Source organism: Mesorhizobium erdmanii USDA 3471 (assembly GCF_000472705.1).
Lineage (GTDB): Bacteria > Pseudomonadota > Alphaproteobacteria > Rhizobiales > Rhizobiaceae > Mesorhizobium > Mesorhizobium erdmanii.
Map to the genome: position 1 here is coordinate 105,267 of NZ_AXAE01000014.1, position 15,725 is coordinate 120,991.

A 15,725-nucleotide genomic window follows, 5' to 3' on the forward strand; every position below is an offset into this window, starting at 1 on the left:
ACATTGATATGGCAAAGCTCGACGCCATCACGCTTTCGGTCCTCCAGGCTGCGCTGCAGCAGGTTTGCGATGAGATGGACCTGACCTTTTCGCGCGCCGCCTTCTCGCCTGTGATCGCCGAGGCCAACGACCGTTCGGACGGCATCTATTCCGCCGTCGACGGCTCGCTGATCGCGCAAGGCAGCCAGGGCCTGCCGGTGTTCGTCGGCGTCATGCAGTATTCAACCAAAACGGTGATCGAGATGATTGCCGATGGACGCTGCCTGGCTCCAGAACCGGGCGACATCTACATCGTCAACGATCCCTATCTCGGCGGCACCCATCTCATGGATGTGCGTTTCGTCATGCCGGTCTACCGGGGCGGAAAGATCTTCTGCTGGCTGTCCAATACCGGCCATTGGCCCGACATTGGCGGCTCGGTGCCGGGTGGGTTTTCCGCCTCGGCCACCGCGGTCGAGCAGGAAGGCCTGCGGCTGCCGCCGGTAAAACTGTTCAAGAAGGGCGTTCTCGACCCTGAAATCTACGCCATCATCTGCTCCAACATCCGTGTCGCCGACCAGCGCATCGGCGACATCAGGGCGCAGGCCGCCGCGCTGCTGATCGGCCAGGACCGGCTCAACGGAATCCTGGATCGTTACGGAGACGAAACGGTTAGCGAGGCCATTGCCGAACTGCGCCGCCGCGCCGCCGAACAGATGCGCGTCAACATTGCGGCCATTCCCGACGGCACCTATCATTCCAAGGCCTTCGTCGATTCCGACGGCGTCGTCAACGAACCGCTGACCATTGCGCTTGCCGTCGAGAAGAGCGGCGAGACGCTCACCTTCGATTTCGCCGGTTCGTCAAAACCTTGCGCCGGGCCGATGAACAGCGTGCTGGCAACGACGCTCTCGTCGGTCTACCTCGCCATGCGCCATATCTTCCCGGATGTGCCGATCAGCGCCGGCGCTTTCGAGCCTCTGATCGTCAAGCGGCCGGAAGGCACCTTCCTCGACGCCAAATATCCGCGCCCCGTCTCGGGCTGTGCGGCCGAGGTCTCGCAGCGTATCGCCGAGGCGGTGTTCGCGGCCATGGTGCAGGCGCTGCCCGACAAGGTGACCGCGGCACCCGCCGGCTCGAGCGGCAATTTCGCACTCGGCGGCAGCGATCCGGCGCGCGGCCGCGACTATGTCATGTACCAGATCTCCGGTGGCGGCTATGGCGGCAATGCCAGCCATGACGGCCTGACCAATGGCTGCTCGACCATTGGCATTTCCAAATCGCCGCCGGTCGAGATCATGGAACAGGCTTTCCCCGTGCTCTACCGCCACTATGCCTTGCGCGAAGGTTCGGGCGGCGCCGGCAAGCATCGCGGCGGCTTCGGCCTCGCCTATGAAGTCGAGATCCTGCGTGGCGATGCCCGCGCCTCCTTCGTCATGGATCATGGCCGTTTCGGTCCGCAAGGCGCGCTCGGCGGCAAGGACGGCGAACCCAACAGCGTCACCGTCTTCCGCAATGGCGAGGAGCATGTGCCGCCGCATCTGTCCAAGGAACAGGACATCCCGCTGAAGGCCGGCGACCGCGTGCGCGTCGGCACGCCGGGCGGTGGCGGCTATGGCGATCCATTCCAGCGTGACGCTGATCAGGTACAGCGCGATGTGGCGCTGGGATACTACACCTCGGAGGAAGCCAGCCAGAAATTCGGCGTGGTCCTGTCGGCGGGCGATCTCGCCGTTGACCGGGCGGCGACGGGCAGGCAGCGCGCCGGCTAACGACCGCCACTCGCCATGGCGCGGGTCGCTCCCGCGCCGTGATCGCCGCAGCCCATGTCGTTTCCGTCTCCGCCGAAAGCACCAAAGCCCGTAGACTTCTGGTGCTCAACGGGGATCTGGAACATGCGTCTTTTCGGTCGTTTCGTGCTTGCCGGTTCCGTCGCTCTTACCCTCGCCACCGGCGCCGCCAGCGCTCAGGACAAGCTCAGGATCGGCACCGAGGGCGCCTATCCGCCCTTCAACTACGCCAGTGCCGACGGCACGCTGGGCGGTTTCGACATCGATCTCGGCAAAGCGCTGTGCGCCGAAATGAAGGCCGATTGCGAGTTCATCGTGCAGGACTTCGACGGTTCCATTCCAGCACTTCAGGCCGGCAAGTTCGATGCCATCATCAACATCACCATCACGCCGGAACGGGCCGAGAAGGTCGAGTTCACGCACAAATACTACCAGACGCCGCCGGCCATCGCGGTGCCGAAGGATTCGACCATATCAGGCACCTCGCCGGACGATCTGAAAGGCAAGGCGCTCGGCGTGCAGACCGCCACCATCCACCAGAAGTTCGCCGAGCAGAAATATGCCGGCTCGACCGTCAAGGCCTATCCGACCGGCGACGACGCCCGCACCGACATGGCCAATGGCCGTCTCGACGCGATGATGGACGGCTCGATCATCCTGACCGAATGGCTGAAGAAGCCTGACGGCGCCTGCTGCAAGCTGCTCGGCACGCTGACCGCCGATCCGGCCATCCATGGCCCCGGCGTCGGCATCGCGCTGCAGAAGGGCAACAAGGACCTGGCCGACAAGTTCAACGCCGCCATCGACGCGTTGCGCGCCAACGGAAAATACAAGGAAATCAACGACAAGTATTTTTCGTTCGACGTCTACGGCAACTGAGAACGACAACAAATGCCTTCGGCAGCGCCGCCTGGCGCTGCCGTTTTCATGAATGATGGAGACTTTCTTGGCTGAGCGGCGTTCCCCCTTCTACAGCAGCATCGTCGGGCTTGGCGCCACCATGGGTCGGGTCGGCGGCGATTTCATCTCGGCCAAATACTATTCCGGCATCGCCGACGAGCACCTGAACACGCGCGCACATGTCGGCGTGCAGGATCTCAGCACCATGGGCAAGATGGACATCAAGGGGCCGGACGCCGAGGCGTTGGTCAATCATGTCATCGTCAACGATGCAGCCGCGATGAAACCGGGTCAGGTCCGCTATTCCACCATCTGCCGCGAGGACGGCGGCATCATGGACGACCTCACGGTGTTCCGGCTGGCGCCGGAGCATTTCATGCTGGTCACCGGCTCGGTCAACCGGCTGAAGATGCTGCCCTGGCTGCAGCATCACGCGCAGGGGCGCAGGGCCTATGTCACCGACATCACCGCGGCGATCGCTTTCCCGACCATCCAAGGCCCGCGCTCGCGCGACCTGTTGAAGGCGCTGGTCTCGGATGCCGATCTCGATGGTCTGAAACGCTGGGCGTTCACATCGGGCCATGTCAACGGCACCCGCGTCCTGATCTCGCGCACCGGCGTGACCGGCGAACTCGGCTTCGAACTGTTCGTGCCGGCCGACGAGGCGGCCTCGGTCTGGGACGCGTTGATGCGGGCCGGCAAAGACTTCGGCCTGAAACCCTATGGCGTGCTGGCCATGTTCACGCTCGGCCTGGAAAAGGCCTATCCGGCGCATGGCATCGACATGGACGAGACCCGCACGCCGTTCCATGTCGGCCTCGACCGCTGGATCAAGTTCGACAAGGGCGATTTCGTCGGCCGTGAAGCGCTGCTCAAGATCCGCGACAAGGGTCTCGATGAGCGTTGGACCGGCTTGATCCTCGATGGCGACAGACCGGCCGCGACGGATGCCCGTGTGCTGGCCGACGGCGAGGATGCCGGCATCGTCACCTACAGCGACCACGGCTATTCCCTCGGCAAGGTGCTGGCCACCGCGCATCTGCGGCTGCCCTTCACCGCGATCGGCACTGAACTCAGCATCGTCATCGACGGCAAGCCGACCCGCGCGGTGGTGGCGCCGATGCCGTTCTTCGATGCGGAAGGGGCGAGGCTGCGGGGTTAACCGTTTTCGTTGACGGGCGGCCTGCCTGGGCGATTGGCGACGATACCCGTCACTTCGTCATCCCCGGGCCCCCGCGACGGAGCTTCGTCCTGGATGACGACCCAACTCATTACCTCGCTGATCCCGGTGTCCAACATCAGTCCGCACCACCCGTCGATGTCGACCCTGGTGTCGCGATTGGTCGAATACTCAATGGAGAAATGCGGCACCGCCCCCGTTCCCTGTATGGTGTATTGTTTTAATTAACGCGCTAATTATATGCAGTGTCACCCAAGCCAAGTCTTGCATCGCTCTTGGCGCGAAGATACGGGATGGGAGGATAGGGTTTCGCGCGCGATTCATCGGGGTGGAAATCCGCTGAACGCCGCACTGTCGGGGACACTGCTTCTTGCTGCCAGAAAACACCCGCCGCTCCCTGCCGATGGCGCTGCTTCATGCCCGCGAAGCGGTGATGGCGCGGTTTCGTCCGATGCTCGCCGCGCATGACGTCACCGAACAGCAATGGCGCGTGCTGCGCGTTCTGAGCGAGGCCGGCCCGGTCGAGGCGACCGAGCTTGCCGAGCGCGCCTCGGTGCTGCCGCCCAGCCTGACTCGCATCATCAAGGCGCTCGAGGGCCGAAAATTCATCACCCGCAACAAGGCGGAAGGCGACGGCCGTCGCGTCGTCCTGACCATCGCCCCGGCCGGTTCCGCCCTGATCGACGCCCTGTCGCCGGAGCGCCGCGTCATCTACGACGATATCGAACAGCGCTTCGGCCACGAGAAGCTGGAGCAACTGCTCGATCTCCTGGAGAGCCTGATCGGCGGCGAGAACTGATTTTTCTCGATCCTCGGCGCGGCGTTAACACACCGTGCGGCAGGGCTAAGGCAAGCCCACGCACTTTCCCGCTTGACTGACCGGCCGGACCGAATACGCTAAGGCGAAATACCGGCTCTGACCGCCGGGCGGCAAATATGCCTCGTATGCCTCGCCCTTTTCGGCGCTGGCTGCGGGGCATTGTCATTTCTGGGGTCCTGTTTGAAACGGCGCATCGAGATCGGCATCCTGTATTCCCGCTCGGGCAGCTATCAGCTGATCTCCGATGCGTGCCGCATGGGCGCCATGCGCGCCATCGCCGACATCAATGCCGATCGCGGCTCGGGCATCGAATTGGTGCCGGTCGAGCGCGATCCGCAAAGCAATGCCGACCGTTACGCGACGCTGTGCGAGGACATTTTCAAGACCAGCAGCGCCCGCCATGTCGTCGGCTGCGTCACCTCCTGGAGCCGCAAGGAGACGATCCCCGTGCTGGAGAAGGCCGGCGGAATGCTCTGGTATGCCTGCCCCTATGAGGGGTTCGAGGCCAACGAGCATGTCGTCTACATGCACGCCTGCCCTAACCAGCACCTGGTGCCGCTGATGGCCCATGTCGTGCCGCGCTTCGGCGCCAACGGCTTCCTGCTCGGCTCGAATTACATCTGGGGCTGGGAGATGAACCGGGTCGCGCGAGACCTCATCGCCGATGCCGGCGGCAAGGTTCTGGGCGAGCGCTATCTGCGCATCGGCGAAACCGATGTGTCGCGCCTGATCGGAGAGATCCGGGCGACGCGGCCGAACTTCATCCTCAACAATTTGATCGGCACATCCTCCTACGCCTTCCTCGCCGCCTATCGCGATCTGGGCAACGAGGATGCGGCTTTCCGTCCGGAAAACTGCCCCGTCATCTCCTGCAACCTCACCGAGGGGGAGCTGCCGGCGATAGGCGAGACGGGACGGGGGCATTTGTCGGTCGGGCCCTACTTCGCACCGCGGCCGGCAGCTTTCGCCTCGTCCTTCGAGGCCTCGGCTTACGCCTCAGTGCAAGTGATGGCCGATGTGCTGTCTCGCGATCCTGATGCCGGCCCAGCGGAGTTTTCCAGGGTCTTCGCCGAGCAGCGCTTCTCCACCCGTCTCGGACCGATCGCTATCGATGCCCGTTCCCAGCACGCGACGCTGCCGGTGATCATCGGCAGGATCGCCGACGGCTTCTTCGAGGTCGTCAGCCGCGAGGATGAGGTGGCGCCGGACCCATATCTGTCGCGCTACGATCCGGCCAAGACATTCGGCCGGCCGCGCCTGCGGGTGGTGTCGTGACCCGCACGCCGCGCATTCCCAACCTCGGCGGCGCCAGGGCCTTCATCCTGCATCGCCCGCATCCGACGGTGCAGGCCATCACCCGGCAATTGTCGGCCATCGGCCTGATCGCGCTCGACTGCTGGCCGGAACTGCCGCCCGAGGCGCTGGCCGCCGATTTCGTCTTCTTCGATACCGATCTCGGTTTCGACGAGCAATTCCCATGGAAGCCGGGCGAAGCGCCGATGCCGCTGGTGGCGCTGATCGGCTCCGAGGCGCCGGGCCGCATCGAATGGGCACTGTCGCACAAGGCCGACGCGCAACTCTTGAAGCCAGTCGGCAATGCCGGCGTCTACAGCGCGCTGTTGATCGCTCGCCAGAGTTTCGAAGCGCGAAAGCATTTAGCCGGCGAAATTTCTTCGCTGCGACAGCGCGTCGCCGAGCGCCAGACCATCGTGCGCGCGGTGGCGGCGCTGTCGAAAGGCTCAGATGACGAGCGCGCCTACGCGCAATTGCGCTCGCTGGCGATGAGTTGGCAGATCAGTGTCGAGGACGCCGCGCGCCGGATCGTGGCGATGACCGATGAGGTCAAGCCTGGTGAGGCCAAGACTGGGGAAGAGAGCGGCGATGACCAGTCCCATCGCGCCTGATCTGCCGGCAACAATACGCATGCCGGCCAAGCCGCGCGCCGGCGTCTGGCGCCGGCTGGTCAAGCGCCGTCTGGCGCTGCTCGGGCTGGTCATCGTTGCCATCGTCGTCGCCGGCGCCGTGCTGGCGCCATGGCTGACCGGCTATGACCCCAACGAGCAGATGTTCGACGGCCTGACCATCGAGGGTTCGCCGCTGCCGCCGGATGCCAAATTCTGGCTCGGCACCGACCTGCTCGGCCGTGACCTGTTGACCCGCATCCTCTATGGCGCCCGCACCTCGCTGATCATCGGCATCGTCGCCAATGGCGTGGCGCTGCTGATCGGCACGCTGGTCGGTGTCACCGCCGGCTATTTCCGCGGCTGGGTCGGCAGCGCGCTGATGCGCTTCACCGATCTGATGATGGCGTTTCCGGCGCTGCTGCTGGCCATCTGCCTGGCAGCGGTGTTCGAGCCGAGCCTGTGGATCGTCGCCATGGTCATCGCTCTGGTCAACTGGGTGCAGACCGCGCGCGTCATCTACACAGAGACCTCCTCGCTTGCCGAACGCGAGTTCATCGACGCCGAACGCACCATTGGTGCCGGCGCGCCACGCATCCTGTTTCGCCACATCCTGCCGCATCTGCTGCCGACCATCATCGTTTGGGGCACGCTCGGCATTTCGACCACGGTGCTGCTGGAGGCGACGCTCTCCTTCCTAGGCATCGGCGTGCAGCCGCCGACGGCATCCTGGGGCAACATCATTTTCGAAAACCAGACCTATTTCCAGGCCGCACCCTGGCTGGTGTTCTTCCCCGGCGCCGCGATCCTGGCGCTGGCGCTGGCCTTCAACCTGATCGGCGACGCGCTGCGCGACATCCTCGATCCGACGCAGCGAGGGCGGGAATAATGGGGGGCCGGTCATGATCGCCTATCTCGGCCGCCGCCTGATCCAGTCGGCTCTCATCCTGCTCGGCGTCTCGCTGATCACCTTCGCGCTGCTCTATCTGCTGCCGGCCGACCCGGTGCGCCAGATCGCCGGCCGCAGCGCCACGCCGCAGACAGTCGAGAACATCCGCCAGCAACTCGGCCTCGACCAGCCCTTCATCGTCCAGTACTGGCGCTACCTGACCAAGCTCGTCAGCGGCGATCTCGGCCGCTCCTATATCCAGCGCTCCGAAGTCACCGAGCTGATCGTCTCGCGGCTGCCGGCCAGCCTGCTCCTGATGGTCGGCGCCATCCTGTGCGAACTGCTGATCGGGCTCTCGATGGGGCTGATCGCCGCCGTCAAGCGCGGCACCGCCACCGACCAGACCTTGATGGTCGCTTCCTTCGTCGGCGTCTCGGCGCCGCAATTCGTCGTCGGTCTCTTGCTGCTCTACGTCTTTGCGGTGCGGCTCAGCTGGTTTCCGATCGGTGGCTACGGCACCTGGCGCCATCTGGTGCTGCCGTCGCTTACCATGGGCATCCTCGGCGCCGGCTGGTACGCGCGCATGATGCGCTCGTCGATGATCGACGTGCTGCGCCAGGATTATGTCCGCACGGCACGGGCGAAAGGCCTGGCGCGCGGCGCCATCATTTTCCGCCATGCGCTGCCCAACGCCATCCTGCCGGTCATCGCCATGATCGGCATCGATATCGGCATCTTCATGGGCGGCATCGTCGTCGTCGAAAGCGTGTTCGGCTGGCCCGGCATCGGTCAGCTCGCCTGGCAGGCCATCCAGCGCGTCGACATTCCGATCATCATGGGCGTCACGCTGGTCTCGGCCTTCGCCATCGTGCTCGGCAACCTCTTGGCCGACATCATCGCGCCCTTCATCGACCCCCGTATCAAGCTGAGATGAGCCTCAAATTCGGATGAAACCAAGAAAACGAACAGAGAAAGGGAACACGAAATGAAGAAATTTCTGGCCTCCACCGTCGCTGCATCGGCGCTGGCGCTGATGCTCGGCATGGCAAGCGCCCGCGCCGAGGACACCATCGATCCCAACGCCAAGCAGGGCGGAGAGATCATCGCCACCTATAAGGACGACGTCACGACGCTCGACCCTGCCATCGGCTATGACTGGCAGAACTGGTCGATGATCAAGAGCCTGTTCGACGGGCTGATGGATTACGAACCGGGCACGACCAAGCTCAAGCCCGATCTTGCCGAAAGCTACGAGATTTCGCCCGACGGCAAGACTTTCACCTTCAAGCTGCGCCATGGCGTCAAATTCCACAATGGCCGCGAGATGACCGCCGACGACGTGAAGTACTCGCTCGACCGCGTCACCAACCCGAAGACGCAGAGCCCCGGCGCCGGCTTCTTCGGTTCGATCAAGGGCTATGACGACGTCGCCGCCGGCAAGGCGCAAAGCCTCTCGGGCGTCACCGTCGTCGACCCCTACACGGTCAAGTTCGAGCTAAGCCGGCCCGACGCCACCTTCCTGCATGTCATGGCCATCAATTTCTCGCATGTCGTGCCGAAGGAGGAGGTGGAAAAATACGGCGCCGATTTCGGCAAGCATCCGGTCGGCACCGGTGCCTTCAAGCTCGCCGAATGGACGCTTGGCCAGCGCATCGTCTTCGTGCGCAACCCGGATTACTGGCACAAGGGCCTGCCGCATTTGGACAAGATCACCTTCGAGGTCGGCCAGGAGCCGATCGTGGCGCTGCTGCGCCTGCAGAAGGGCGAGATCGATCTGCCCCTCGACGGCATTCCTCCAGCCAAGTTCCAGGAGGTGATGTCCGACCCCGAGCAGAAGGCGCGCGTCGTCGAAGGCGGGCAGTTGCATACCGGCTACATAACCATGAACACCACCATGCCGCCCTTCGACAATGTGAAGGTGCGCCAGGCCGTCAACATGGCGATCAACAAGGCGCGCATCATCCAGATCATCAACGGCCGTGCGGTGCCGGCCAACCAGCCGCTGCCGCCGTCGATGCCGGCCTACGACAAGGCGTTCGCGGGCTATCCCTATGACGTCGCCAAGGCCAAGGCGCTGCTTGCCGAGGCTGGGCATCCCGATGGTTTCGACACGCAGCTGTTTGCCATGAACACCGACCCCAACCCACGCATCGCCCAGGCCATCCAGCAGGATCTGGCGGCGATCGGCATCAAGGCCAGCATCCAGGCGCTGGCCCAGGCCAATGTCATTGCCGCCGGCGGCGACAAGGCCGGCGCGCCGATGATCTGGTCCGGCGGCATGGGCTGGATCGCTGATTTCCCGGACCCCTCCAACTTCTATGGCCCGATCCTCGGCTGCGCCGGTGCGGTGCCGGGCGGCTGGAACTGGTCGTGGTACTGCAACAAGGACCTCGATGCCAAGGCGGCTGAGGCCGACTCGATCGTCGACCCGGCGAAGTCCGAGCAGCGCTACAAGATGTGGAGCGACATCTACGCCAAGATCATGGCGGACGCACCGTGGGCGCCGGTCTTCAACGAGCAACGCTTCACCATGAAATCCGCGCGCATGGGCGGCGCCGACAATCTCTATGTCGACCCGGTTCACGTTCCGATCAACTATGACAATGTGTACGTAAAAGATGTGCAATAACTGCGACTACACCATCCACGGGCGCCATCACCACTTCGGCTGGGACAATTCTTTTGCCCCGGCTGAGCGTGTGGCGCCCGGCTCAACCATCGAGTTCCAGTGCCTCGATTCCTCCGGCGGCCAGTTGCAGGCCGACAGCACGGTCGCCGACATCGCCAAGCTCGACTTCGCGCAGATCAACCCGGTGACCGGGCCGATCTTCGTCGAGGGCGCCGAGCCGGGCGACGCACTCAAGGTGACGATCGAGATGTTCAAACCGTCCGGCTTCGGCTGGACGGCCAACATTCCGGGCTTTGGTCTGCTCGCGGACGACTTCAAGGAGCCGGCGCTGAACATCTGGAAGTACGACGCGGCTTCGCTCGAGCCGGCGCTGTTCGGTAGACAAGCGCGCGTGCCGCTGAAGCCGTTTGCCGGCACCATCGGCAATGCGCCGGCCGAGAAGGGTCTCCACTCGGTGGTGCCACCGCGGCGCGTCGGCGGCAATCTCGACATCCGCGATCTCGCCGCCGGCACCACGCTCTATCTGCCGGTGGAAGTGGCGGGCGCGCTGTTTTCGGTTGGCGACACGCATGCCGCGCAAGGCGACGGCGAGGTCTGCGGCACCGCGATCGAAAGCCCGATGGACGTCGTGCTCAAACTCGACCTGGTCAAGGACGCCAGGCTGAAGACGCCGCGCTTCACCACGCCAGGCCCGGTGACGCGGCATCTCGACGCCAAGGGCTATGAGGTGACCACAGGAATAGGCCCGGACCTGATGACCGGGGCGAAGGAAGCGGTTGCCCAGATGGTCGACCTCATCTCCGGCCGCTACAAGATCGATCCGGTCGAAGCCTACATGTTGGCCTCGGTTTGCGGCGATCTCAGGATCAGCGAGATCGTCGACATGCCGAACTGGGTGGTGTCGTTCTACTTCCCACGCTGCGTGTTTGAATGAGAGGTCTGCGCCGCACCCCCCTCTGCCCTGCCGGGCATCTCCCCCTCAAGGGGGGAGATCGGCAGTTGCATCCGTGCCCCACAAGACATCTCGGAATCCTGCCCTTGCAATGACCTCGACCCCCGAAACAATCCTCGACATCGCCAACCTCTGCGTCTCCGTGCGCGGCGAGGATGGCTCGCGCGAGGTCGTCTCCAGCCTGTCGCTGACGCTCAAGCGTGGCGAAACGCTCTGCATTGCCGGCGAATCCGGCTCCGGCAAATCGATGACCGCGCTGGCAATCATGCAGCTCTTGCCGCAGCCGGCGGGGCGTATTTCGTCAGGCCAAATCCGGCTCGGCGACACCGAGCTAACCACCCTCGACGAACGCCAGATGCGCCGCATTCGCGGCGACCGCATCGCCATGATCTTCCAGGAGCCGATGACCTCGCTCAATCCGGTGCTGTCGATCGGCCGGCAGCTCACCGAATCCATCGAAGCCCACACCAGCCTGTCGCAGGCCGAGGCCCGCCAGCGCGCCATCGAGGCGCTGAAGGCGGTGCGCATTTCGGAAGCTGAAAGCCGGCTAAAGCAGTTTCCGCACGAATTGTCGGGCGGCATGCGCCAGCGGGTGATGATCGCCATGGCGCTGGCGCTCGAGCCCGACGTGCTGATCGCCGATGAGCCGACGACGGCGCTCGACGTCACCGTGCAGGGCGAGGTGCTGGAGCTGTTGCGAGACCTGCAGCGCCAGCACGGCACCAGTGTCATCCTCATTACCCACGACATGGGCGTAGTCGCCGAAATGGCTGATCGCGTCATCATCATGCGGCAGGGCCGCATGGTCGAGGAAGGCAAGACATCGGACATCTTCGCCCGGCCGCGGGCCGACTATACGCGCGAATTGCTGGCTGCCGTGCCGCGCATCGGCGGCGGTGTCGGCCGCCAGAAATCCAGGGAGCCGACCGAGGTTTCGAAGCCGGCAAACGTCGCCGACGTCAAGGACCTGCATGTCCGCTTCGACCTGCGCGGCGGCGTCTTAGGACGGGTGAACCGGCGTGTTCACGCTGTCGAGGGCGTCAGCTTTTCCATCGCGCCCAACGAGACGCTGGCGCTGGTCGGCGAGTCCGGCTGCGGCAAGTCGACCACCGCCAAGGCGTTGGCCGGGTTGGTGCCTTACGGCGGCGACATCGTCGTCGGCGGACGCAATCTCTCCGGCCTTGGCCGTGACGAGCGCAAGGCGGTTCGCCGCGACGTGCAGATGATCTTCCAGGATCCGTTCGCCTCGCTCGATCCGCGCATGCGCGTCGGCGACCTCGTCGCCGAGCCGCTGGTCATCCATGGCATTGCCTCGCGGGAGGAGCGGCTGAGCCGGGTGGCGACGCTGTTCGAGCGCGTCGGCCTGTCGGCCGATCAGATGGAGCTTTATCCCCACGAATTCTCCGGCGGCCAGCGCCAGCGCGTCTGTATCGCGCGAGCTCTCGCCTTGCGGCCGAAACTGATCATCGCCGACGAAAGCGTGTCGGCGCTCGATGTGTCAGTGCAGGCGCGCGTCCTCGACCTGCTGAAGGAATTGCAGCGCGAGTTCGGCGTCGCCTATCTCTTCATCTCGCATGACATGGCGGTGGTCGAGAATATCTCCGACCGCGTCGCCGTCATGTATCTCGGCCAGATCGTCGAGATGGGCACGCGCGACCAGGTGTTTTCCAACCCGCGCCATCCCTACACCAAACGGCTGATCGAAGCCGTGCCGGTGCCCGACCCGGCACAGCGCAGAAGCCGCTTCGCTCGCCTCGACCAGGAAATCCCGAGCGCCACCCGCAGGATCGGCGATGCGCCGCTGAAACTGTCATTGCAGGATGTCGGCAACGGGCATCTGGTCGCTGCCGAAGGCTAATGCATGTCGCCCAGAAGTGACCTCGGTTCTGGGAGAACGACATGCAGAAAAACAAAGACCTAAAGCGCGCCGCATGAATCCGTTTCGACGCGACGCGCTTTAGGCGCGGATCGCTTCGTCGGCAAAAAGGGCGGACGCGTCGGCAGGTTGGATCCGATATTTGGCGCGGGCAGCAGGCGCTTCCACCTTAGCCCGCCAGCCCATAACAGCCGCGCTCCACCGCAAGCCGCTTCACCAGCGCCGACACCGCATCGATGGCCGGCGTCGGCTCCCCCACCAGCCGGCCAAGCTCCTGCACCGCGCTCACCAGCGCGTCGATTTCCATCGGCCGGCCGCGCTCCAGATCCTGCAGCATCGAAGTCTTGTGCTCGCCTACATCGCCGGCGCCCTTGATGCGGCGGTCGACCCCGACCGGAAAGCGCACGCCGAGGCTTTCGCCGATCGCCTGGGCTTCCAGCATCATGGTTCGGGCAAGCGTACGGGTGCCCTCGTCGGCGACAATTGCCGCAAGCGTCGAGCCGGTCAGCGCCGAGATCGGGTTGAAGGAGAGGTTGCCCCACAGCTTCACCCAGATTTCGCTGCGGATGTCGTCGCGCACCGGCGCCTGCAGCCCCGCCTTGACCATTTCCTCGGTCAGTTGCGTCACCCGTTCGCTCTTCTCACCCGAGGGTTCGCCGAGCGAGAAGCGCTTGCCTTCGACATGGCGGATAAGGCCGGGCGCATCGACCTCGACCGCAGGGTAGACGACCGAACCGATGACGCGCTCCGGCCCGATCCGCTGCCAGATCGCGCCGCCGGGATCGACCGTGTTCAGCCTGGTGCCCTCGAGCGGCCCGCCGACCTTGTGGAAATACCACCACGGCACGCCGTTCTGCATGGTGACGACGGATGTGTGCTCCCCGAGCAGCGGCGCGATCTGGTCCAGCGCCGGGGTGAGGGAATGGGCCTTCAGCGCCAGCACGACAATATCCTGCACACCGAGTTCATCCGCCTTGGCGGCGGCGCGGACGGGGGCGGCCGCTTCCTTGCCGTCCTCGATCAGGCGAAGTCCGCTGGTCCTGATCGCCTCGAGATGGGCGCCACGCGCGACGATCGAAAGATCGGTCCGACCGGCCACGGCAAGCTTGGCCGCGAGATAGCCGCCGATCGCACCGGCGCCGAAGATGGTGATCTTCATCGTCAAAGCCCGAGTTTGGCGGCGAGCCCGATGCGCTGCAGCTTGCCGGTCGCGCCCTTGGGGATCTCGTCGAGGATCAGCACCTTGCGCGGCACCTTGAAGTCGGCGAGCCGCGTGGCTGCATGGGCGCGTATATCGCTTTCGCTGGCGCTCATCCCTTCACGCAGCACGACCGCCGCCGCCACCTCTTCGCCAAGCTTGTCATGCGGCATGGCGAAGGTGACGACCTGCGCCACCGCCGGATGGTCCATCAACACGTCGTCGACCTCGAGTGGCGAGATCTTTTCGCCGCCGCGGTTGATGATCTCCTTCAGCCGGCCGGTGACGCGCAGATAGCCATCCTCGTCGAGCACGCCCTGGTCGCCGGTGTGGAACCAGCCATGCGCGAAGGCCGTGGCGTTGGCGTCCGGGTTCTTCTCGTAGCCCGCCGTCACATTGGGGCCGCGAATGACGATCTCGCCGGTCTCGCCGGGGCTCATCAGCCGCCCGTCCGGCGCCATGACGGCGACCTCGGGCCCTGCGGAAGCACCGACGCTGCCGGGCTTGCGCAGGCCAGGCGGCAGCCGGTTCGACGCCATCTGGTGGGCGGCCTCGGTCATCCCGTAGGATTCGATCACCGGGCAGCCGAAGGTTTTCTCCAACTCGCCCATCACTTGCGCCGGCAGTGATGCCGAGGACGAGCGGATGAAGCGCAGGCGCGCCGTCGCCAGCACTTCGGCATTGCGCGCCGCCCGCGCAAGGATCGCCTGGTGCATGGTTGGCACCGCCGTGTACCAGCTCGGCCTGGCGTCGCTCAGCCACTGGAAGAAGCGCAGCGCGTTGAAGCCCGGCGTGCAGTAGATGCTGCCGCCCGCAGCCAGCGACGACAGCACCGCCGCGATCAGGCCGTGAATGTGGAACAGCGGCATGATGTTGAGGCAGCGGTCATCGGCGGTCAGGCCGAGCGTCGCGCCGATATGGCGGGCGGAGGCCGCCATATTGGCATGGCTGAGCGGCACCAGTTTGGGCCGCGATGTCGTCCCCGAAGTGTGCAGCAGCAGCGCGATGTCGCCATCCCCAGCCATATCGGAAGCCGCGCGCGGGCCGGCCGCCGCGCCCTCGATGGTGAAACTCCCGGCCGGGGCGCTTGCCGGCACCACCAGCCGTAACACGGCAATGCCGAGCCGCTCGGCCACCGTCACCGCCGGGCCGTTCTCATCGGCGGAGACCAGGATCGCCTTGGCGCCGATGTCGGAGAGATAGAAATCCAGTTCGTCGGCCCGGTAAGCGGGGTTGAGCGGCGCCGTCGAGGCGGCCGCCGCCACCGCGACGAAGCTTGTCGCCATCTCCGGCCCGTTCGGCAGCACGATCGCCACCCGGTCGCCCCGGCCGATGCCGAGTTCATGCAACCGCTCAGCCGTGGCCGCGACGAGCGCGCGCAGTCCGCCATGGGTCAGCGTTGGCCTGTCCGGCGCCAGGATGGCTGGTGCGTTGTCCGCCCCGGCGACGAGGCGGTGGGAAAGGTCCAGGTGGGTTTCAGTTTGGGTCATGGTCACCGACTATGTTCAAACGACTGCTTCCAGAAAGTCCGGTAGATCTCTTTTCCCTTTACGGGGGGGAGGTGCGGGCAGATGGATGAAGGGCAGCGCCAACGCTTCCGCTTGCCTGCCA

General features: G+C 64.9%; 13 protein-coding genes. 11 read left to right on the forward strand and 2 right to left on the reverse strand.

The window, feature by feature from the left end; all coding sequences use genetic code 11:
• The first annotated feature begins 8 nt into the window (after positions 1-8).
• The 11 genes from A3AU_RS0110970 (at position 9) to A3AU_RS0111025 (ending at position 12,898) form a co-directional block, all read left to right on the forward strand.
• Entirely contained in the window at positions 9-1,751 is a 1,743-nt protein-coding gene (locus tag A3AU_RS0110970) for a hydantoinase B/oxoprolinase family protein (RefSeq protein WP_027052856.1), read from the forward strand.
• A 123-nt stretch (positions 1,752-1,874) separates the two neighbouring features.
• Complete coding sequence (locus tag A3AU_RS0110975) at positions 1,875-2,648, forward strand: ABC transporter substrate-binding protein (protein WP_027052857.1); 774 nt, start codon at positions 1,875-1,877, stop codon at positions 2,646-2,648.
• Positions 2,649-2,700: 52 nt separating this feature from the next.
• A complete protein-coding gene (locus A3AU_RS0110980; protein WP_032917180.1) occupies positions 2,701-3,831 on the forward strand; it encodes an aminomethyl transferase family protein in 1,131 nt (376 codons plus the stop codon).
• Between the two features lie 421 nt (positions 3,832-4,252).
• On the forward strand, positions 4,253-4,648 hold the full coding sequence (gene hpaR / locus A3AU_RS0110990) for a homoprotocatechuate degradation operon regulator HpaR (protein ID WP_245235460.1): 396 nt from the start codon (positions 4,253-4,255) through the stop codon (positions 4,646-4,648).
• Between the two features lie 201 nt (positions 4,649-4,849).
• Positions 4,850-5,944, forward strand: a complete 1,095-nt coding sequence (locus A3AU_RS0110995; protein WP_027052860.1) for a transporter substrate-binding protein — start codon at positions 4,850-4,852, stop codon at positions 5,942-5,944.
• Positions 5,941-6,573 carry an ANTAR domain-containing response regulator gene (locus tag A3AU_RS0111000; protein ID WP_027052861.1) on the forward strand — a complete coding sequence of 211 codons (633 nt, stop codon included), beginning with the start codon at positions 5,941-5,943 and terminating at the stop codon, positions 6,571-6,573. The genes A3AU_RS0110995 and A3AU_RS0111000 overlap by 4 nt, the downstream gene beginning before the upstream one ends.
• A complete protein-coding gene (locus tag A3AU_RS0111005) occupies positions 6,551-7,459 on the forward strand; it encodes an ABC transporter permease (protein ID WP_027052862.1) in 909 nt (302 codons plus the stop codon). The genes A3AU_RS0111000 and A3AU_RS0111005 overlap by 23 nt, the downstream gene beginning before the upstream one ends.
• Before the next feature lie 13 nt (positions 7,460-7,472).
• The gene (locus A3AU_RS0111010; protein ID WP_027052863.1) at positions 7,473-8,393 is read left to right on the forward strand and encodes an ABC transporter permease; all 921 of its coding nucleotides are present in this window, start codon (positions 7,473-7,475) and stop codon (positions 8,391-8,393) included.
• Positions 8,394-8,444: 51 nt separating this feature from the next.
• Positions 8,445-10,088 carry an ABC transporter substrate-binding protein gene (locus tag A3AU_RS0111015; protein WP_027052864.1) on the forward strand — a complete coding sequence of 548 codons (1,644 nt, stop codon included), beginning with the start codon at positions 8,445-8,447 and terminating at the stop codon, positions 10,086-10,088.
• Positions 10,078-11,022 (forward strand): acetamidase/formamidase family protein, encoded by a 945-nt coding sequence (locus tag A3AU_RS0111020; RefSeq protein ID WP_027052865.1) that lies wholly within the window; start codon positions 10,078-10,080, stop codon positions 11,020-11,022. The genes A3AU_RS0111015 and A3AU_RS0111020 overlap by 11 nt, the downstream gene beginning before the upstream one ends.
• 109 nt (positions 11,023-11,131) lie before the next feature.
• Entirely contained in the window at positions 11,132-12,898 is a 1,767-nt protein-coding gene (locus tag A3AU_RS0111025; protein ID WP_027052866.1) for an ABC transporter ATP-binding protein, read from the forward strand.
• A 187-nt stretch (positions 12,899-13,085) separates the two neighbouring features.
• Here A3AU_RS0111025 and A3AU_RS0111030 read toward each other — a convergent pair whose 3' ends face one another.
• Both A3AU_RS0111030 and A3AU_RS0111035 read right to left on the reverse strand, forming a co-directional pair.
• Positions 13,086-14,075 (reverse strand): 2-dehydropantoate 2-reductase, encoded by a 990-nt coding sequence (locus A3AU_RS0111030; protein ID WP_027052867.1) that lies wholly within the window; start codon positions 14,073-14,075, stop codon positions 13,086-13,088.
• A 2-nt stretch (positions 14,076-14,077) separates the two neighbouring features.
• Positions 14,078-15,604 (reverse strand): acyl--CoA ligase, encoded by a 1,527-nt coding sequence (locus A3AU_RS0111035; protein WP_032917183.1) that lies wholly within the window; start codon positions 15,602-15,604, stop codon positions 14,078-14,080.
• Positions 15,605-15,725 lie beyond the last annotated feature (121 nt).

Bases quoted from the DNA above. Each gene is read 5' to 3' on its own strand.
- A3AU_RS0110975 (WP_027052857.1), top strand. From the start codon at position 1,875: ATGCGTCTTTTCGGTCGTTTCGTGCTTGCCGGTTCCGTCGCTCTTACC.
- A3AU_RS0111015 (WP_027052864.1), top strand. From the start codon at position 8,445: ATGAAGAAATTTCTGGCCTCCACCGTCGCTGCATCGGCGCTGGCGCTG.
- A3AU_RS0111005 (WP_027052862.1), top strand. From the start codon at position 6,551: ATGACCAGTCCCATCGCGCCTGATCTGCCGGCAACAATACGCATGCCG.
- hpaR (WP_245235460.1), top strand. From the start codon at position 4,253: ATGGCGCTGCTTCATGCCCGCGAAGCGGTGATGGCGCGGTTTCGTCCG.
- A3AU_RS0110980 (WP_032917180.1), top strand. From the start codon at position 2,701: ATGATGGAGACTTTCTTGGCTGAGCGGCGTTCCCCCTTCTACAGCAGC.
- A3AU_RS0111030 (WP_027052867.1), bottom strand. From the start codon at position 14,075: ATGAAGATCACCATCTTCGGCGCCGGTGCGATCGGCGGCTATCTCGCG.
- A3AU_RS0111010 (WP_027052863.1), top strand. From the start codon at position 7,473: ATGATCGCCTATCTCGGCCGCCGCCTGATCCAGTCGGCTCTCATCCTG.
- A3AU_RS0111020 (WP_027052865.1), top strand. From the start codon at position 10,078: ATGTGCAATAACTGCGACTACACCATCCACGGGCGCCATCACCACTTC.
- A3AU_RS0111025 (WP_027052866.1), top strand. From the start codon at position 11,132: ATGACCTCGACCCCCGAAACAATCCTCGACATCGCCAACCTCTGCGTC.
- A3AU_RS0111035 (WP_032917183.1), bottom strand. From the start codon at position 15,604: ATGACCCAAACTGAAACCCACCTGGACCTTTCCCACCGCCTCGTCGCC.
- A3AU_RS0110970 (WP_027052856.1), top strand. From the start codon at position 9: ATGGCAAAGCTCGACGCCATCACGCTTTCGGTCCTCCAGGCTGCGCTG.